The 18,654-nt window shown below is 65.4% G+C and carries 18 protein-coding genes; 6 read left to right on the top strand and 12 right to left on the bottom strand.

Going from position 1 to position 18,654, the window contains the following annotated elements:
* Positions 1-40: 40 nt before the first annotated feature.
* Complete coding sequence (locus tag NLM25_RS05085; protein WP_254136275.1) at positions 41-1,825, bottom strand: acyl-CoA dehydrogenase family protein; 1,785 nt, start codon at positions 1,823-1,825, stop codon at positions 41-43.
* A 232-nt stretch (positions 1,826-2,057) separates the two neighbouring features.
* Between NLM25_RS05085 and NLM25_RS05080 the strand changes: the two genes are divergently transcribed.
* Positions 2,058-2,759 (top strand): SDR family oxidoreductase, encoded by a 702-nt coding sequence (locus tag NLM25_RS05080; RefSeq protein WP_254136274.1) that lies wholly within the window; start codon positions 2,058-2,060, stop codon positions 2,757-2,759.
* A 115-nt stretch (positions 2,760-2,874) separates the two neighbouring features.
* Positions 2,875-3,705 (top strand): enoyl-CoA hydratase, encoded by an 831-nt coding sequence (locus NLM25_RS05075; RefSeq protein WP_254136273.1) that lies wholly within the window; start codon positions 2,875-2,877, stop codon positions 3,703-3,705.
* Between the two features lie 25 nt (positions 3,706-3,730).
* On the opposite strand, the gene NLM25_RS05070 is transcribed toward NLM25_RS05075, so the two are convergent.
* A complete protein-coding gene (locus NLM25_RS05070; protein ID WP_254136272.1) occupies positions 3,731-4,621 on the bottom strand; it encodes a LysR family transcriptional regulator in 891 nt (296 codons plus the stop codon).
* Between the two features lie 120 nt (positions 4,622-4,741).
* Here NLM25_RS05070 and NLM25_RS05065 point away from each other — a divergent pair, with 120 nt between their 5' ends.
* Positions 4,742-5,584, top strand: a complete 843-nt coding sequence (locus tag NLM25_RS05065) for an oxidoreductase (protein WP_254124142.1) — start codon at positions 4,742-4,744, stop codon at positions 5,582-5,584.
* A 50-nt stretch (positions 5,585-5,634) separates the two neighbouring features.
* Here the strand turns inward: NLM25_RS05065 and NLM25_RS05060 are convergent, their stop codons facing one another.
* The gene (locus NLM25_RS05060; protein ID WP_254136271.1) at positions 5,635-6,258 is read right to left on the bottom strand and encodes a GNAT family N-acetyltransferase; all 624 of its coding nucleotides are present in this window, start codon (positions 6,256-6,258) and stop codon (positions 5,635-5,637) included.
* Between the two features lie 82 nt (positions 6,259-6,340).
* Positions 6,341-6,544: a DUF1127 domain-containing protein gene (locus NLM25_RS05055; protein ID WP_063980835.1), complete on the bottom strand. Its 204-nt coding sequence runs from the start codon at positions 6,542-6,544 to the stop codon at positions 6,341-6,343.
* 110 nt (positions 6,545-6,654) lie between these two features.
* Between NLM25_RS05055 and NLM25_RS05050 the strand changes: the two genes are divergently transcribed.
* Together NLM25_RS05050 and NLM25_RS05045 are read left to right on the top strand one after the other, a co-directional pair.
* Complete coding sequence (locus tag NLM25_RS05050) at positions 6,655-7,554, top strand: transcriptional regulator GcvA (RefSeq protein ID WP_254136270.1); 900 nt, start codon at positions 6,655-6,657, stop codon at positions 7,552-7,554.
* 142 nt (positions 7,555-7,696) lie between these two features.
* Entirely contained in the window at positions 7,697-9,022 is a 1,326-nt protein-coding gene (locus tag NLM25_RS05045) for an MFS transporter (RefSeq protein ID WP_254136269.1), read from the top strand.
* A gap of 115 nt (positions 9,023-9,137) precedes the next feature.
* Here the strand turns inward: NLM25_RS05045 and NLM25_RS05040 are convergent, their stop codons facing one another.
* From NLM25_RS05040 to NLM25_RS05030, 3 genes are read right to left on the bottom strand one after another with little or no spacing between them, the layout of a single operon-like run.
* Entirely contained in the window at positions 9,138-9,551 is a 414-nt protein-coding gene (locus NLM25_RS05040; protein WP_254136268.1) for a Rieske (2Fe-2S) protein, read from the bottom strand.
* Positions 9,551-10,660: an amidohydrolase family protein gene (locus NLM25_RS05035; protein ID WP_254136267.1), complete on the bottom strand. Its 1,110-nt coding sequence runs from the start codon at positions 10,658-10,660 to the stop codon at positions 9,551-9,553. Before NLM25_RS05035 ends, NLM25_RS05040 begins: the two co-directional genes overlap by 1 nt.
* Before the next feature lie 24 nt (positions 10,661-10,684).
* Positions 10,685-11,743, bottom strand: coding sequence for an amidohydrolase family protein (locus NLM25_RS05030; RefSeq protein ID WP_254115717.1), 1,059 nt, complete (start codon positions 11,741-11,743; stop codon positions 10,685-10,687).
* 167 nt (positions 11,744-11,910) lie between these two features.
* Between NLM25_RS05030 and NLM25_RS05025 the strand changes: the two genes are divergently transcribed.
* Positions 11,911-12,393, top strand: coding sequence for a CinA family protein (locus tag NLM25_RS05025; RefSeq protein WP_254136266.1), 483 nt, complete (start codon positions 11,911-11,913; stop codon positions 12,391-12,393).
* A 172-nt stretch (positions 12,394-12,565) separates the two neighbouring features.
* Here the strand turns inward: NLM25_RS05025 and NLM25_RS05020 are convergent, their stop codons facing one another.
* The 5 genes from NLM25_RS05020 to NLM25_RS05000 form a co-directional block, all read right to left on the bottom strand.
* On the bottom strand, positions 12,566-12,841 hold the full coding sequence (locus NLM25_RS05020; RefSeq protein ID WP_254115713.1) for a DUF1488 family protein: 276 nt from the start codon (positions 12,839-12,841) through the stop codon (positions 12,566-12,568).
* A gap of 134 nt (positions 12,842-12,975) precedes the next feature.
* Positions 12,976-13,593 carry a lipopolysaccharide assembly protein LapB gene (locus NLM25_RS05015; RefSeq protein ID WP_254136265.1) on the bottom strand — a complete coding sequence of 206 codons (618 nt, stop codon included), beginning with the start codon at positions 13,591-13,593 and terminating at the stop codon, positions 12,976-12,978.
* 121 nt (positions 13,594-13,714) lie between these two features.
* A complete protein-coding gene (locus tag NLM25_RS05010; RefSeq protein WP_254136264.1) occupies positions 13,715-15,184 on the bottom strand; it encodes an AMP nucleosidase in 1,470 nt (489 codons plus the stop codon).
* Between the two features lie 216 nt (positions 15,185-15,400).
* Positions 15,401-16,735 (bottom strand): HlyD family type I secretion periplasmic adaptor subunit, encoded by a 1,335-nt coding sequence (locus tag NLM25_RS05005; protein ID WP_254136263.1) that lies wholly within the window; start codon positions 16,733-16,735, stop codon positions 15,401-15,403.
* Positions 16,732-18,480 (bottom strand): type I secretion system permease/ATPase, encoded by a 1,749-nt coding sequence (locus NLM25_RS05000; protein WP_254136262.1) that lies wholly within the window; start codon positions 18,478-18,480, stop codon positions 16,732-16,734. Before NLM25_RS05000 ends, NLM25_RS05005 begins: the two co-directional genes overlap by 4 nt.
* Between the last annotated feature and the right edge of the window lie 174 nt (positions 18,481-18,654).

Genomic DNA, 18,654 nt, shown 5'->3' with positions numbered 1-18,654 from the left:
CACTCCCTGTCGCGTTTTTTGTTTGATCGTGGCGCGCAGCCTACGCTGCCAGAACCAGTTCGCCAACCTCGCTCATGGAGGCCACGCGATCGCCGAGCAGCAGCTCCGCGATCTTCGCTTGCGCGGCATTTTCCGTCAGCCGGAACGGATCGGCCGCCGTCACCCGATGGTCGATCACGAGGCGCGAGAGCAGCAGCCGCCGCGCATCGCCGCGCATCTCGTGGATGCGGTGCGCTTCCCAGGCGAGCGCCACCGCGCTGGCGACATGATAAAGCAGGCTGGTGGCGCGCCGCGCATCGGCCTCGTTGTCGGCCTTGCCCGCGACCTCGCGCGCAAAGCCGACCGCACGATCGACGAGACCGCGTAAACGGTCGCGCCAGGCTTGCGGCACGGACGCGCTGTCGTCGAGCCGGGCATGCAGATCGGCGGCGAGCGCGGATTCGGCGCCGTGACGTCCGACCGCGCGCCGCAGCGCATCCATCGCGACGATGTTGCCGGTGCCTTCCCAGACGGAGCCGAGATGCGCATCGCGCAGCAGGCGCGGCGTCGCAAACTCCTCGATATAGCCGATGCCGCCGCGCATTTCGAGCGCATCGCCGCAGACCTTTCGCGCGTCGCGCGTGGCGCGGAATTTCAAGGTCGGCGTGAGGATACGCAGCAGCGCCGCCGCATCCTGGCTGCCGGCCTCGGCGCGGTCGAGCGCATCGGCCGTGAGAAAGCTCATCGACAGCGCTTGCTCGACCGGCAGCATGATCTTCAGCATCTGCCGGCGCCCAAGCGGCAAGTCGATGATGCGATTGCCGAACACGACGCGGTTCTTCGCCACCGTCATCGCGTCGTGGTAGGCGCGGCGCATCAGCGCGGTCGACTTGACGCCGTTGGAGAGCCGCGACGAGTTCACCATCTCGGCCATCTGCACGAAGCCGCGATCGAGCTTGCCGACGGCGTACGCGACCGCGCCTTCGAGCTTGATCTCGCCCGAGGCCATCGAGCGCGTGCCGAGCTTGTCCTTCAGACGCACGATTCGGTAGTGGTTCTGCGAACCGTCGTCGAGGAAACGCGGCATCAGGAACAGGCCGACGCCGCGGGTGCCGGGGCCGGCGCCTTCGGGGCGCGCCAGCAGCATCACGACCTTGGCGTCGGCGTTCGAGCAGAACCACTTTTCGCCATAGAGGCGCCAATGGTCGCCCTCCTGCACTGCGCGCGTGGTCAGCGTGCCGACGTCGGAGCCGCCCTCCTTCTCGGTCATGAACTGGCCGCCCTGCGTCAGCTTGCTCATGTCGGTCTGGGTCAGGCCGTCGAGATATTTCGCCTTCAGGGCCTCACTGCCGAAATTGGCGAGCAGCTTGGCGCAGCCGTCGGTGACGTTGATCGGGCAGCCCATGCCGAATTCGGTCTGGTTGAACAGGAAAGTGAAGGCGTGTTTTGCCACGACCGGATATTTGTCCGGCCAGCCCATGATGCCCTTGCGGATCGAGAGCGCGTGGATGCCGAACTCGCCGAAGGCGGCGTTCTCCAATTCGCGATAGGCCGGGTGGTACTCGATCCACTGCACGTCGCGGCCGAACTTGTCGCGCTGGTGCAGCACCGGCGTGTGCCGGTCGGCGAGGCGCGCGCAGTCGTCGAGACGGCCGCCGGCGAGCTCGCCGAGGCGATCGAGATGCGGCTCGATGTGACGGAACAAATTCTCCGGGAGATGGATGCGCAACAGATCCGCCAGCGCCTGGTCGGCGCGGTAGAAATTCATGCCAGTAGTATCGGGCGCCAGCAGGCCGGATGGTGCGGCCGCGACATTTTCTGGCTCACCTGTGACCGGCTTGTGCATGATCGTCCTCTTGGTTTCCGCCGCGCGCACATATCCGCGCTGCTTTAGCGCTTGCCGCGTTGAATGATGTCGATCATGCTCCAGCCGCGGAGCGTGATAAAGCCGCAAATTGTCAGGGAGGCATGATCGCCGTGAAGGAGCAATTCGCTCTGCGGAATTGTGATCGCCCCGGCTGGTTGTCCGCGCGGCCGATACATAGATCAGCGGCTTCCCGTCTCCGAGAGATCACTCCATGGAACATCCGAAATACAAGATCGCCCTCATCGTCGGCGCTGGCGAAGGCTTGAGCGCCTCGCTGGCGCGGCTGCTGTCTGCCCAGGGCATCCGCGTCGCGCTGGCCGCGCGGAAAATCGAGAAGCTCGGCGCGCTCTGCAGCGAGACCGGCGCGAAGGCTTATGCCTGCAACGCCACCGACCCGGATGAGGTCGAGCGCCTGTTCGGCCTGGTCGAACGCGAGATAGGCACCCCCGACCTCGTCGTCTACAATGCCAGCGGCCGCACGCGCGGGCCGTTCGTCGACCTTGTTCCGGCCGACGTCGCGCAGGCGATCGCGGTCAGCGCTTATGGCGGCTTCCTGGTGGCGCAGCAGGCGGCGAAGCGCATGCTGCCGAACAAGCACGGCGCAATCCTGTTCACCGGCGCCTCCGCCAGCGTCAAGGGCTATGCGCAGTCGGCGTCCTTCGCGATGGGCAAGTTCGCGCTGCGCGGGCTCGCGCAGAGCCTGGCGCGCGAACTCTCGCCGCAGGGCATCCACGTCGCGCATTTCGTGATCGACGGCGGCATCAAGAGCGCGACGTACACGGAACCGGACGACAAGCCGGATTCGATGCTCGATCCCGACGCGATCGCGCTGAGCTATTGGAACGTGTTGCAACAGCCGCGCAGCGCCTGGAGCTGGGAGTTGGAGCTGCGGCCCTGGGTGGAGAAGTTTTGAGCAAGACTGCCGTAGGGTGGGCAAAGGTGCAAAGCGCCGTGCCCACCATCTCGGACCCGAAAGGAATTCGTGGGCACGCTTCGCTTTGCCCACCCTACGAGAGCAGGGAGAATCAATGACCACGGAAGCCACCATCGACACCGGCACCAATGAACTCCTCTGCGTCATCCGCGACCGCGTGGCGGTGATCACACTGAACCGGCCGGACGCGCGCAACTCGCTGTCGGACGCGCTGACGCCGGCGCTGCGCGCGATGATCCGTGCCTGCGGCGAGAATCCCGGTGTCGGCGCGCTGCTGCTCACTGGCGCGGGCGAAGCGTTCTGCGCCGGCGGCAACGTCAAGGGCATGGGCGCACATCGCGACCCGAAGAAGCTCGAAATGTCCTTCGACGACAAGGTCGCCGACCTCCAGGAGCGACAGCGGCTGCTCACCGGCGCGCTGGTCTCGATCCGGAAGCCGACCATCGCCGCGCTGCCCGGCCCCGCGGTCGGTGCGGGGCTCGCCATCGCCATGGCCTGCGACATCCGTATCGCCGCGCAATCCGCCTTCGTCGCCACCGGTTACGCCCGCATCGCGCTCAGCGGCGATTACGGCATCGCCTGGCTGCTCACCCGCCTCGTCGGCACCGCACGGGCGCGCGAATTGATGTTCACCGGCGATCGCGTCGATGCCGCGCGCGCCGAAGCCATCGGCCTCGTCAACCGCGTCGTGCCCGACGACAAATTGCAGACTGAGGCCTTCACCCTGGCAAAGTCGCTCGCCGAAGGCCCGCGCCTCGCGCTGCGCTACATGAAGGAAAATCTCGACGAAGCCCTGCTGTTCGATTTCGAGACCGCCCGCGACCACGAGGCCGAACGCCTGATTCGCCTGACCACGACCGCCGATCACAAGGAAGCGGTGCAGGCGTTCATCGAGAAGCGGAAAGCGGTGTTTAGCGGGAAGTAGTTGGTCATCCGAGCTACGCAGTTGGCTACGCGATCGCCGTCCGCGCAAAATCCACGAACGCCCGCAGCGCCGCGGGCAGTTGGCGGCGGCTGGGGTAGTACAGGAAGAAGCCGGGATAGGCCGGGCACCAGTCGGCGAGCACGCGCACCAGCTTGCGTTTTGCCAGCAGCGGTTCGACCTGCGCCTCGAACACGTAAGCGAGGCCGAGACCGTCGAGCGCGGCACCCACCATCAGATCCTGGTCGTTCATGGTCAGCGGCCCCGTCACGTCGATGGCGAGCTCGATGCCGCCGCGCTCGAATTCCCAGTGATAGAGCGCGCCGGAGGCGAAGCGGTAGCGGATGCAGGGCAGGCCCTTCAGGTCGCGCGGCGTGATGGGCGGCTTGTGGGACTTGAAGAAGACGGGCGCGCCGACCACGGCAAAACGGGGCCGCGGACCGATCGGCACGGCGATCATGTCGGCGGCAATGGTCTCGCCGAAGCGGACGCCGGCATCGAAGCCGGCTGCGACCATGTCGATCAGGGCGTCGTTGATGACAATCTCGACGCTGACATCCGGAAACGCTTTCAGGAAGCGTGTCACGATCGGCAGCAGCACGAGCTGCGCGGATTGGCGCGCGGCGGTGAAACGCAGCGTGCCGGCGGGCTTGCCGCGGAAATTATTGAGATCCTCGAGCGCATCGTCGATGTCGCGGAAGGCCGGCGTGATGCGGGCGAACAGAAGCTCGCCGGCTTCGGTGAGCGCCACGCTGCGGGTGGTGCGGTTGACGAGCCGCAGGCCCAGCCGCTCCTCGACATTGCGCAAGGCGTGGGACAGCGCCGAGGGCGTGACACCAAGCTCGGTCGCCGCCGCGCGAAAGCTACGGTGGCGGGCGATGGCGAGGAAAGTCGCGAGGTCGGACGGGTCGATCCGCATTGATGAATTTTTCTCACTAGCTTGCGAAATACATAGCGGATTATCTCAGCTATGGCGAGCCGCTACACCTTGCCCATCGGCTCCGGCAAATCGCCGGGCCAAAATGGAAAGGGCAACATCATGCGTGTCTGGTTCATCACAGGAGCATCCCGCGGATTTGGCGCGTTGATCGCCGAGGCCGCCTTGAAGGCCGGCGATGCCGTCGTCGCGACCGCGCGCGATCCTTCGACCGTCACTGCGCGGCTGGGCGCTCACGAGCGGCTGCTGGCGACCCGGCTCGACGTCACCCGTGAGACCGAGGCGCACGAGGCCGCAGGCCAGGCCGTGAAGCGCTTCGGCCGCATCGACATCCTCGTCAACAATGCCGGCTACGGCCTGTTGGGCGCGATCGAGGAAGCCAGCGATGCGGAAACGCAGAAGCTGTTCGGCACCAACGTGTTCGGCCTGCTCAGCGTCACCCGCGCAGTGCTGCCGCATATGCGCCGCCAGCGCTCCGGCCATGTCATCAACATCTCGTCGGTGGGCGGCTACGCCGGCTTTCCCGGCTGGGGCGTTTACGGCGCCACCAAGTTCGCGGTCGAAGGCTTGAGCGAAGCGCTGGCGGGCGAAGTTGCGCCGCTCGGCATCAAGGTGACGGTGGTCGAGCCTGGCTTCTTCCGCACCGACTTCCTCGACGAGAGCTCGCTGTCGCGCACCGCGCAGGAGATCGACGATTATCACGACAGCGTCGGCAAGACCCGCGCGCACGCGGCCGACGTCAATGGCGGCCAGCGCGGCGACCCGCGCAAGCTGGCGCAGGCCTTCCTGAAGCTGGTCGATGCCAAGACCCCGCCGCTGCGGCTGCCGCTCGGCAGCGACACGGTGGAGCGGATCGAGGCCAAGAACATCTTCGTGGCACGCGAGCTGGCCGGTTGGCGGTCTGTGGCGACCTCGACCGACTTCACCGTCGACGGCGCAAAATGAGGACAAAAAAAGCCCGGCTCTGGCTGTGCCAGGCCGGGCTTGGAGTGGTGTCAGGCCGAGGCTGAGGGGCTGTCGGCCTGACGGGAAAGGGCGGCGAGGCGCCAGCTCGCGCAGGGAATGTCTTTCGGTGCGACCGCGATCTCCTTGTCGAAGCGCACCAGCTTCCAGTCGTCGGGATGGTTGACGAAAGCGAAGCCGGATTTGCGCGACAGGGAGATCATGGCCTCGTTGGAACGCAACGTGTCGCCGAACATATGCTCGGCGCCAAGCGCGGCGGCGCGACATTCGAGATTCTTCATCAGCGCGGTTGCGATGCCGTGGCCCTGCCAGCGGTCGTGGACCGACAGGCCGAATTCGAGTGTCGCGGTCTCGGCATGGAAGGCGTAGCGCGCTTCGGCGACGATGGTCTCGAAGCCGTCGACCATCCTGGTCGCGACGACCGTGAAACGTTCGCGCTCGCCGACCTGTAGGAATTCGTGCAGCAAGCCCTTCGGCAATTCGCTGATCGCCCCGAAGAAGCGGTTGTAGCGGGAGCGGGTCGAGAGCGAGCGGAAATAGTGCTGAAGCTCCTCGGTGTCGCGCGGCTCGACGAAGCGAACGTTGACCGGCTCGCCCTGACGGGTGCGCAGGACATCCGAATATTGCTTCAGATCTTCCAGGCGAAGAGTGCTCATGACACAGGCCCCCCAAGGGGACTTCAGGGAGAAAGGGACCGCCGGCGCCCCCACAGTCAGGCGGCGCCGGCCTGGCGGCCAATCAGGCCCGCCAGAAGGGTTTGTCCGCCTCATAGGCGATGTCGGTCCAGGACAGGCCAACGTCGTGGAGATCGCGGGCCGTCCAGTGGGTGAGTTCGCGGCGGGTCCGGTAGCGCTCGTGCCAGACATGAAGCGTCTCGCCGATCTGCTGGATCAGGCCCGGTGCATGATGATTTGTCATCGAATTGTGGGTCAAAGTAGACATTTTCAGCTCCTTGAGCTAACTTGATCGCTAATATCTGCTTCCTTCCGCGCTGCGACAAACGACAATTTGTACCTTTTCGCATGAAATAACGTCATGCATCCTGCTGCCAAATGACTGCCAGATTGCCATCCCTGAACGGATTGAGGGCGTTTGAGGCCGCCGCACGCCATCTCAGCTTCACGCTGGCGGCTTCCGAGCTGAACGTGACCCAGACCGCGATCAGCCATCAGATCCGGCGGCTCGAGGAGGAGCTCGGCATCCGCCTGTTCGTCCGGCAGAACCGCGCGCTGACGCTGACGCCGGAAGCGCGCGACTATTTGCCGGGTGTCCGCGCCGCCTTCAACGACCTCCGCCTCGCGACCGATCGCCTGCTGCGCAAGGACGACGACAAGGTGCTGACGGTCTCGACGCTGGCATCACTCGCCGCGAAATGGCTGCTGCCGCGGCTGACCGATTTCCAGGAGCAGCATCCCGGCATCGATGTCCGCATCACCACCTCGACCAGCCTCGTCGATTTCCAGCGCGACAATGTCGATGCCGCGATTCGCTATGGCCGCGGCCAGTGGCCGGGGCTGCGCGCCGACTGGCTGATGGCGGACGAGCTGTTTCCGGTGTGCAGTCCGTCGCTGCTGCGCGGCGACAGGCCGTTACGCCAGCCCGAGGATCTCAAGGGCTATCCGCTGTTGCACACCTCGAACGCCAACAGCGATGACTGGCGGCTTTGGCTGACGGCGGCAGGCCTGCCGGCCGACATCGCGAGGCAGCCCGGCATCACCTTCGACATGATCTTCATGACCATCCAGGCCGCGATCGACGGCATCGGCGTGGCGATGGGTCGGACCTCCTACGTCCAGGACGACATCGCCAAGGGCCGTCTCGTGGTGCCCTTCAAGATCGCGCTGCCGGCCGACGCCGGCTTCTACCTCGTCGCGCCCGAGGGCCGGCGCGAGGCGCCGAAGCTGGCGGCGTTCCGCGAATGGATGATCGCTGCAACGCAGAATAAAGCCTGAAAAATCATCGGCTTCCGCGCTGAAATCGATTGACTCGCCGCGCCCCGCGCGGGAGGGGTAGGACAGATTGTCGCAGCTTCAATCTGTTGCCTTGCCGTGAAATGAGTTCCGGTCCGGCCACGCCTTCCAGGGGAGTAACGTCATGGCTGGATCAGCAACCAATCCGCCCGAGATCAAGTCGCGCATCGGCGCGATCCTGCGCGCCACCTCCGGCAACTTCCTCGAGCAGTTCGATTTCTTCCTGTTCGGCTTCTACGCCGCCGCGATCGGCAAGGCGTTCTTTCCCTCCTCCAACGAGACGGCGTCGCTGCTCAACACGTTCGGCGTGTTCTGGCTCGGCGCCTTGATGCGCCCCGTCGGCGCGATCGTGCTCGGCGCTTACATCGACCGCATCGGCCGCCGCCAGGGTCTCATCGTCACGCTCGGTATCATGGCCTTCGGCACGGTCGTGATCGCGTTCTGCCCGAGCTACGCGACCATCGGCATCGCCGCGCCAATCATCGTGCTGATCGGCCGGCTGCTGCAGGGCTTCTCCGCCGGCGTCGAGCTCGGCGGCGTCTCGGTGTATCTCGCGGAGATCTCGACGCCCGGCAATCGCGGCTTCTACACCTCGTTCCAGTCCTCGAGCCAGCAGGTCGCGATCTTCGTGGCCTCGATCCTCGGCTACATCCTGTCGGAGGTGATGCCGGCCGACACCGTTGCCGCCTGGGGCTGGCGCATTCCCTTCTTCGTCGGCTGCCTGATCATTCCCCTGATCTTCTTCCTGCGGCGGACGCTGGAGGAGACGCCGGCCTTCCTCGCCATGAAGAAGCATCCGACCGCCAGCGAAGTGTTCGCCTCCGCGCTCGCCAACTGGCGCATCGTCATCCTCGGCATGATGATCGCGGTCCTGACCACGACGACGTTCTACTTCGTCACCGTGTACACGCCGACCTTCGGCAAGACCGTGCTGAAGCTCTCGACGCAGGACGCACTGCTCGTGACGCTGCTCGTCGCCGTGACCAACTTCTTCTGGAATCCGGTCGGCGGCGCGGTGTCCGACCGGATCGGCCGCAAGCCGGTGCTGCTCACCATCGCCTGCCTGGCGCTCGTCACCGCCTACCCGGCGCTGCACTGGCTGGTGGCGGCACCGACCTTCGGCAAGCTGCTCGCGGTCGAGATGATGTTCTCGTTCTATTTCGGCGTCTACAGCGGCACCATGCTCGGCGCGCTGGTCGAGATCGTGCCGGCGCATGTGCGCACCACCTGCTTCTCGCTCGCGTTTGCGCTCGCCGCCGCGCTGTTCGGCACCTTCACACCGTTCGCCTCGACCTTGCTGATCGAGCATACAGGCGACAAGGCATCGCCCGGCTTCTGGCTGATGTTCGCCGCGGTGCTCGGCATCATCGCCGCGTCGGTCGTCTATCGCGGCGGCGGCAAGACGGTGCCGACATATGACGCGGTGGCGGAGCCGGTTGCGGGGCATTAGGTGTCATTCCGGGGCGCGCGTAGCGCGAGCCCGGAATCCATGCCTCCCAGCGGTTCCGTTGCACGATGGATTCCGGGCTCGATGCTTCGCATCGCCCCGGAATGACGGCGGAGGCCTACAGCTCCACCACCACGTAGTCGCTCTCGACCCTGACCGTGACAGTCTCGGCGACATACGGCCCCTTCACCACGCTCGCGCCCGGCTCGACATGCGCCGGATAGGCCTTCACGCGGAAGCGGCGGGGGTCGCAATAGGACTGGCCGGTGCGGATATCGAACTCCCAGCCGTGCCACGGGCAGCGGATGATCTCGCCGAGCTTGGTGTACTCGATCTCGCCGGGGTCCTTTGATTGCGCGAGCCCGATCAGCGGGCCCTCGCACAGCGCCGCGCCCTGATGCGGGCAGCGGTTCATCAGGCCGAAATACTCGCCCTTGATGTTGAAGACCGCGATCGGCCGTCCGTCGATCTCCAGAAATTTTCGCGTGCCCGGCGGTAACTCGTCCACCGGCGCAATGACGTGTCTTGCCATCAGGAAATGCCGTACAGCTTCTGCGCATTGCCGAAATAGAACGCCGCGCGATTGTCGTCGCTGACGCCGGCCGGCAGCACACGCGACGGCTCGTCATAGTCCCAATGCGGATAGTCGGTCGCGAACAGCAGCCGGTCCCAGCCGATCCACTTGATGACGTCGAACAGGTCCTCGCGCCGCTCCGGGTCCTCCATCGGCTGCGTGGTCCACCACACCTGCTCGCGGATATATTCCGACGGCGGCCGCTTCACATGCGGCACCTCGCTGCGCAGCCGCTGCCAGACCTTGTCGAGCCGCCAGGCGAGCGACGGAGCCCAGCCGAAGCCGGCCTCGATCATCACCATCTTCAGCTTCGGGAAGCGCGCGAACACGCCTTCCAAGACAAGGCTCGCCAGCGCCGATTGCTGGCACTGCGAGTGGCCGACCATCTCCTCGATGTAATAGGAAGGCCACCCCGACGGCGTGATCGGATTGCCGCCGAAGCCGAAGGCGTGCACGCCGACGGGAAGCCCCGCCTCCTCCGCGGCCTGATAGATCGGCCAGTAACGGCGCTGGCCGAGCGGCTCGACGTTGCGGCTGAGCAGGAGCACCTGCACGAAATTCTTGTCGCCGGCGCGCTCGCGGATTTCGGCGGCGGCCGACAAGCCGTCCTCATTGCCGACGACGATCGAGGCCTTGAGGCGCTTGTCCTTCGAGGTCCATTTGTCGATCTGCCAGTCGTTGATCGCGGAGCACAGCGCCGCCGAGAGCTCGTGATTGCGGATGCCCTGCCCGGTGTTGAGCGGATTGAGCACGCCGAGTTGCACGTTGTTGGGATCGAGCAGCTGCTTCTGCATGAAGGAGAGCGAGGACCCCTGTGGGCCGCCCTCCGGCGGATAGGCATCGCGGCGCGAGGCGTTGGGCTGGGCCTTCGGATAGGGCGGGCCTTCCATCATGCCCTGATAGGCATGGACGCCGTAGACCTCGAGATGATGTTGCCAGCGTTTGGCGAGATAGGGATAGAGCTCGGTGCGCGTGGCGCGGGCCGGATGGATGTCGCAATCCGCGATCGCGGTTTTCGCAGTCAGGGGGGATGCGGTTTCGGAGCTCTCGCGGAACTGGATATTCATCGCCTTGCCTCCTTTGGCAGCGGGCTAAGTCAGGCGGGGATAGGTTGCATGCGGATTATCGATCATGATCTTGCGCACGAGATCGGGGGACAGACCCTCGGGCAGCGCGTCCTGGCCCTCGAACTGCCAGTGCGGATAGTCCGTGGAGAATAGGACCAATTCGTCCGACTGCATATGATCAAACAGGCGAATTAATGTCTCAGGTTCCGGCGGCGCATCAAATGGCTGTAACGAGAAACGGATGTTGCTGCGCACAATCTCGAGCGGCGCGCGATCGACCCAGGGCGTCTCCATCCGCACCCCGCGCCAGAACTTGTGCAGCCGCCAGAGAAAGGGAGAGATCCAGGACACGCCGGACTCCAGCATCACCATCTTCAGACGCGGATATTTGGCGAACACGCCCTCGACGATCAGGCTGGTGAGCTGGGTCTGGAACGCCTGGGCCTGACCGACATAGTCCTCGATGTGATAGGAACCCCACCCCACCGCGGTCGGCGGATTGTGATAGGCGGAACCGGCATGAATCCCGACGGGCAGCGCGAGCCGTTCCGCCGCCTCATAGATCGGCCACCACGCGCGCTTGCCGAGCGGCGTGTCGCCCATCACCAGCATCAGCACCTGCACGAAGCGTCGATCCTGTGCGCAGCGCTCGATCTCGGCGACGGCCTTCTCGACACTTTGCGTCGGGATCACGATCGAGCCGCGCAGCCGCTCGTCGCGATCGAGCCATTCCTTCACGAGCCATTCGTTCAGCGCGCGGCAGAAGGCGGCCTGCAAGTCTTCCGAAAACACCATCTGCACGCCGTAGAGCGGATTGCAGATGGCGTGCGTGAGCTGGAAGGGATCGAGCAGATGGCGCTGCATGTCCTCCAGGCTTTCGCCGGGCTTGCCGGTTTCCGGCCGCCAATCGGGACGCGCCACGATCGGCGAGTTCTGCGGATAGGATTGCGAGACAAGGTCGACCATGCCGCGCGTCGTCACCTGATCGCGCCAATAGTCGTTCAGGTACGGCAGCAGGCTGGTCAGATGCGGCACGGCCGGATGCACATCGCAATCCACCCCGCCGGCGATCAGGGACGCCATCACGTCTCCCTTCTCACGTTTCCTCGTCTTGTCCCGGAGCAGCGCTTCGTGGCTGCCATCTCGTCTGCCATTCAAGCAGGCCTGCCCGTCGCCCGCAACTCGGCCAAGGCTTCTGTCATATGCTAGGAAGGCTGAGCTCCGTTGCGAAGGAACAAGGGATTTCAGGGATGAAAGAGCTCGTCGGCATTGCGGAACAGGTCGCAGCCAAACTGATCGCGCGCAAACAGACCATCGCTGTGGCCGAATCCTCGGCCGGCGGCCTGATTGCGGCCAGCCTGCTCGCCGTTCCAGGTGCGTCGGCCTATTTCCTCGGCGGCGCGGTGGTCTACACCCGCGATGCCAGGCGCGTGCTGATGGATATTTCGGACGAAGGAATGAAAGGCTTCCGCTCCTCGTCAGAGCCCTACGCAAAACTCCTCGCCGACCAGATGCGCAGCCGCTTCAGCTCCGACTGGGGCCTGTCCGAGACCGGCGCAGCCGGTCCCACCGGCAACCGCTACGGCGACGCCGCCGGCCACAGCTGCATGGCGGTTTCGGGACCTGCGGCAGAGGTGATCACGCTGGAGACGGCGGACGGCGACCGGTTTGGCAATATGCAGGTGTTCGCTGCGACGGCGCTGAAGCTGTTGCTGAAGAAGCTGGAAGGGTGAGCTGCTGCCGCATGTGAGCGAGACCGTGCAATCTCACCACGCAGACTGCTGTCATCGCCCGGCGCGACCGGGCGATCCAGTACTCCGAGACAGTTGTAATTGAATCGGTGGGCCGCGGCGTACTGGATACCCCGGTCAAGCCGGGGCATGACCGCGGAAACTGGAGCGGCAGTCACCGCCCCAAATGCCGCATGAAAATCCGCACCACATATCCCTGCACCCTCGGCGCCTCGTCATAAATATCCGACGCGATCCGCTCGATGGTCTCGCGCAGGGACAGGAACTGCGCCTGGCGCGCGCTGCTTTCGGTGCCTTGCATGCCCGCGAGCTCGTCCATCGCGGCGTCGCTGATCTGGCACTGCACGACCTCGTCCGCGCTCATCATGGTGAAGCGGAAGGCCAGCCGTTCGAGGTCATGGCCGATGATCTTGTCGCGCGTCAGCGGCATCCAATTGTTCCGTTCGCGCCCCCGAACGGGACAATGCTGAAAATCTGGCGCCTTGTCACCATCCGCGCCGGGAGACATGGCGGTCATGCGGCGCCTGTCAACCGTGCGCCGCATCAGCTGGCGGCTCTCCAACCTCAGTAGACGATCGCCGTGCCGGTCGGCTTGTCGAGTGCCGCCGCCAGCGATCGATATTCCTCGCAATCGGTACCGCAGATGGAAGCAATCCGGCCGAGGTGATAGAGCGCCTGCTCGCGATTGCCCCGCTCGAGCTGCCACAGGCCATAATACTGCCACGTCAGCACGTGGTTCGGATCTGCCTGCAATGCGCGCTCATACCAGACCTGCGATTGCTCGTAGTCGCCGAGCTTGCGATAGGAGTAGCCGATGAGGTTGGCGACGTTCGGATAGTCGTCGTGGCCAAGCGACTTCAGCTGCGCGATCGCGGCCGCATAGTCGTTGCGCTCGTAGATGGTGTCATAGGCGACGCGGTAGCCGGCCGCGAATGCGGGATCGCCGATGCTGGACTGGTTGTTCGGCTTCTTGCCCTTCTGGGTGGCCCTGGTGCCCGGACGTTTCGGATAGGTCGGTTGCGGCCTCTGGTCCGAATAAGCGCCGGCATAGGGATCGCTGGAGCTAATACCACCTCCGCCGCCTCCACCACCCCCGCCTCCGCCCGCGGCAAACACCGGCGAGCTCAACAACGCCGCCGCAAATGTACCCAGCGTGACGAGTCTGATCATCGCGGTGATCATGTCTGTCTCCTGTCCTGTTTCAAGCGGCCCCGGACGAATCGATAACCCTGCCATGGCAGCGATATTCCGGGGCACTGCGCTCACGGAGACGTCAACGTTCACACGACAGTTCTGTTGTCCTTTACTGGAACGCCACCTCGGCGAAGCTGCGGAGCTTGCGCGAATGCAGTCGTTCCGACTCCTGCTGCTTGAGCCGCTCCAGCGCTTTCAGGCCGATCTCGAGATGCTGGCCGACGCGGCGGCGGTAGAATTCGCTGGCCATGCCCGCAAGCTTGATCTCGCCATGGAGCGGCTTGTCCGAGACGCACAGCAGCGTGCCGTAGGGGACGCGGAAGCGGTAGCCGTTGGCGGCGATCGCGGCCGATTCCATGTCGAGCGCGACCGCGCGCGACTGCGACATGCGGCGGATCACCTCGGGCCCCGAAATCTCCCAGTTGCGGTTGTCGACGCTGGCGACCGTGCCGGTGCGCATCAGGCGCTTGAGCTCGAAGCCTTCGAGGCCGGTGACGTCCTCGACCGCCTGTTCCAGCGCGACCTGCATCTCGGCCAGCGCCGGGATCGGCACCCAGAGCGGCAGCTCGTGGTCGAGCACGTGGTCCTCGCGCACATAGCCATGGGCGAGCACGTAGTCGCCGAGCCGCTGCGTGTTGCGCAAGCCGGCGCAATGGCCGAGCATCAGCCAAGCATGCGGGCGCAGCACCGCGACGTGGTCGGTGACGTTGCGCGCATTCGACGGGCCGGTGCCGATATTGATCAGGGTGATGCCGCGATAGCCCGGTGTGACCAGATGGAAGGCCGGCATCTGCGGCGCGCGGACGGGCGCTGCCCCGCTCGTCGCGCCGCCGCTGCGCGTGATCAAATTGCCGGGCGCGACGAACGCATCGAGGCCAGCCTCGCCGGACTGGAGCCGCTCCTGGCAGAGCTGCGCGAAAGCATCGACGTAGAACTGGTAGTTGGTGAAAATGACGAAGTTCTGGAAATGCTCGGGATCGGTGCCGGTGTAGTGATAGAGCCGCCGCAGCGAGTAATCGACGCGAGCGGCCCGGAACAGCGACAGCGGCTCGGGCGCGCCGGGCTGAAGCTCGAAGGTGCCGTCGGCGATGGAATCGTCCATGGTGGCGAGATCGGGCACGTCGAACGCGTCGCGCAGCGATCGCGCCACCGGGGAATTCTCGCTAGTGGTGATGGCGGCCTCGATGTTGATGTCGCGGCGATAGGCGAAGTGGATCGGGATCGGCTCGGCCGATTCGCCGATCTCGACGGGAACGCCGTGGTTCTGGATCAACAGTCCGATCTGCTCGGTGAGATAGGCGCGGAACAGGTCCGGCCGCGTGACGCTGGTCTCGTGCACGCCGGGGCCGGCGACGAAGCCGTAGGCCAGACGCGAGTCCAGCCGCGCATGTGTCGCGGTGGTGACGCGGACGAAAGGATAGTAGGCCCGCACCCGCATCGTGATCGCCTCGCCGTTGACATAGGCCTCGAACCGGTCGCGCAGGAATTTCGTATTTCGCTCGTAGATCTCCTCGAGGCGGGCGACGGCGAGGTCAGCATCGGTGAAGGATTTGGTGGCGATGGAGGGTGGGGATTGCATGGTTCGACCGCCGGGTTGCTGGGGCTTGAGTCGAACTATAGCAAAGAAGGCGGTGCTGTAGGGTGGGTTAGCGAAGCGTAACCCACCACTCCCATTTCCGCGGATAGAGAAGTGGTGGGTTACGGCTTCGCCTAACCCACCCTACGAGACCGAGACTGCGGCACGGGATCCCGGATGCGCGCTGAGCGCGCTCCGGGATGACGCGCTTTTCGCGCGTCACTTCTCGCGGAATGCCCGCATCAGCTGGTCGTGCAGCGGCTTCATCAGGTAGGACAGCATGGTGCGGTCGCCGGTCTGGACGAAGGCTTCCACCGGCATGCCGGGGATCATCTTGACGTCGCCGAGACGGGCGACCTCCTCGGCGGACATCGAGACACGGATCGTGTAGTAGCTCTGGCCGGTGCGCTGGTCGGTGGTGACGTCGGGCGAAACGCGGCTGACGACGCCGTTGAGCTCGGGCGTGGTCCGCTGATTGAAGGCGGACAGCCGCAGCAGCGTCTTCTGGCCGATCTGGAGCTTGTCGATATCGACCGGATTGACCTTGGCTTCGACCTGGAGATCGTCGGCCTGCGGCACGATCAGCATCAGGGCGTCTCCGGCGGTGACGACGCCGCCGACGGTGTGCACCGTCGATTGCAGCACCATGCCGTCCTGCGGCGCGCGGATGTCGACGCGGCGAAGCTGGTCCTCGGCCGCGACCTTGCGCTCGATCATTTCGCCGATCTTGTCGTTGGTCTCGCGCAGATCCTTGGAGACCTCGCTCACCATGTCCTTGTCGACCTGGATGATCTGAAGCTCGGTCTCGGTGATCTTGCCCTTGGCCTGCGCGCGCGAGGCAATGTATTGCGCGCGCTCACCGTTCAGCCGTGCCGAGTCGCGCTCAAGCTGGGTCAGACGCGAGATCTGCACCAGACGCTTGTCATAGAGGTCGCGGACGCCGGTGAGTTCGTTCAGAACCAGCCCGATCTCCTTGTCCTTGGCGGTCTCCTGCGCGGAGAGGCCCTCGATCTCCTCGTTGAGCTGCAGGACGCGCTCGCGGAGCTGCGCCTTCTGGCCGGCGCGGCCGTTGACGCGGACGTCGAACAGCTTGGTCTCGGCGGCGAGCAATGCCTTGACGTCGGGGTCGCTGCTGCGATCGAGCAAGCCTTGCGGAAATTCGATCTTGTCCAGACCGCGCTGCTCGGCCTGGAGCCGGGCTGTGCGCGCCTGCGCGGCGTCGAGATTCTTGGTAACGATGGCGAGGTTCGCCTTGGTGACGGTGTCGTCGAGCCGTACCAGGATGTCGCCGGCCTTGACCACGTCGCCATCGCGGGCGCGCAGCTCGCCGACCACGCCGCCGGTCGGGTGCTGCACCTTCTTGACGTTGGATTCGACCACGATCTGGCCCGGCGCGATCAGCGCACCCGAGATCAGCACGGTCGACGACCAGCCGCCGAGACCGACGACCAGGACCAGCACGATCCCGAGCCCGAGCATCAGGTGAAACCGGATCGATTCCCGCACGGTCTTCTTCGCGGCGGGCTTTCCGCCGCCGATCGCCATTGTGCTCATGATTTTGGCACTCCGCCTTCGCTGACGATCTTGATCGGTGCCGGCGGCGTCACGCGCGGCTGGAGCACCTGGGCAAGCACCTGCTCCTTCGGCCCGAAGGCCTGCATGCGGCCGTCGCGCAGCACCAGGATCTGGTCGACCGCCTCGACGCCGATCGGGCGGTGCGCGACCACGATGACGATGGCACCGCGCTCGCGGGCGGCACGGATGGCGCGGGTCAGCGCCTCGTCGCCTTCGGTGTCGAGATTGGAATTCGGCTCGTCGAGCACGATCAGGAACGGGTTGCCGTAGAGCGCGCGCGCCAGCGCCACGCGCTGCGCCTGGCCTGCGGAGAGCGCGGAGCCCTGCTCGCCGACCTGCGTGTTGTAGCCCTCGCGCATCTTGATGATCATCTCGTGCACGCCGGCTTCCTTCGCCGCGGCGATGATGCCGTCAGACGTCGCTTCGGGATCGAAGCGGCTGATGTTCTGCGCGATGCTGCCGCCGAACAGCTCGACGTCCTGCGGCAGATAGCCGATGTGGCGGCCGAGCATGTCGGAGGACCACTGGTCGAGCGCCGCGCCGTCGAGCCGCACCTTGCCGCGCACCGGTTGCCAGACGCCGACAAGCGCGCGAATCAGCGACGACTTGCCGGAGCCGCTCGGCCCGATCACGCCGAGGCCGTTGCCGGCGGCGAGCGCGAAGGTCACGTCCTGCACGATGAGGCGCTGATCGCCCGGCGGCACCATGGCAATGCCTTCGACCGAGAGCCGGCTGGTGGGCGCCTGCAACTGGGTCGGCATCGCCTGCGCCGGCATCTGCTCGAGCAGGCGCGTGAGGCGCTGCCAGCTCTGGCGGGCCGCGACAAAGGATTTCCAGTGCGCGATGGCAAGATCGACTGGCGCCAGCGCGCGGGCGGAGAGGATCGAGCCGGCGATGATGATGCCGGCGGTCGCCTCCTGGTGGATGACGAGATAGGCGCCGACCGCGAGCACGGCCGATTGCAGCATCATACGCAGCACTTTTGCGACCGCACCGAGACCGCCGGCGACGTCGCTGGCACGCTGGTTGCCGTCGAGGTATTTTTCGTTGGCCTCGCTCCAGCGCTGGTTCATCCGGCCGGTCATGCCCATCGACACCATGACTTCGGCGTTGCGGCGGCTGGCGGCGGCGAGATCGTTGCGCTGGGCGGCAAGGCCCATCGCCTCCTTCGCCGGCTGGCGGGACAGGAACTCGGTGGCCATCGTCAGCCCGACCAGGATGATGGCGCCGACCAAAGCGGTGACGCCGATCATGACGTGGAAGGCGAAGCAGATGGCGAGATAGAGCGGCAGCCAAGGCAGGTCGAAGAACGCGCTCGGGCCCATGCCACCGAGGAAGGAGCGGACATTGTCGAGGTCGCGCAGCGGCTGCAGGCCCTCGTTGCGGCTGCCGACCAGGAGCGGCAGGCGCACGATGGTGTCGAACACGCGCTTGTTGAGGGCCTCGTCCAGCGCGGTGCCGATCCGCCCCAGGATCCGGTTGCGGATCATGTCGAGCACGCCCTGCGCCATGTAGAGGAAGCTGGCGAGGATGATCAGGCCGACCAGTGTCGGAACGCTGCGGCTCGGCAAAACCCGGTCGTAGACCTCCAGCATGAAGATCGACCCAGTCAGATAGAGCAGGTTGATCATGCAGCTCATCAAGCCGACGCCGACGAACGCCGTGCGACAAGCGCGCAAGGCGTCACCGAGCTCTGAACGGCGGACGCCAGGTACGGCTGCCATCAGTCTGATCTCTTTCAGGTAAGGGGCAAAGCCCCGGATTTCATAGGCCGTTCAGGGGTACCCGACCCGGATTAACATCGTCTTCCGCTGCGGCCAGAGCGGCCGAATTCCTCCAGGCCCTGATGGGCCACATCATCCCCTGACGGCCCCGCACGCAAGTCCGGTATTTCACAG

Origin of the sequence: Bradyrhizobium sp. CCGB01 (assembly GCF_024199795.1) — a bacterium.
GTDB lineage: Bacteria > Pseudomonadota > Alphaproteobacteria > Rhizobiales > Xanthobacteraceae > Bradyrhizobium.
Note: the sequence above shows the minus strand (reverse complement) of the source record. Positions and strands in the feature narration are given on the sequence as shown.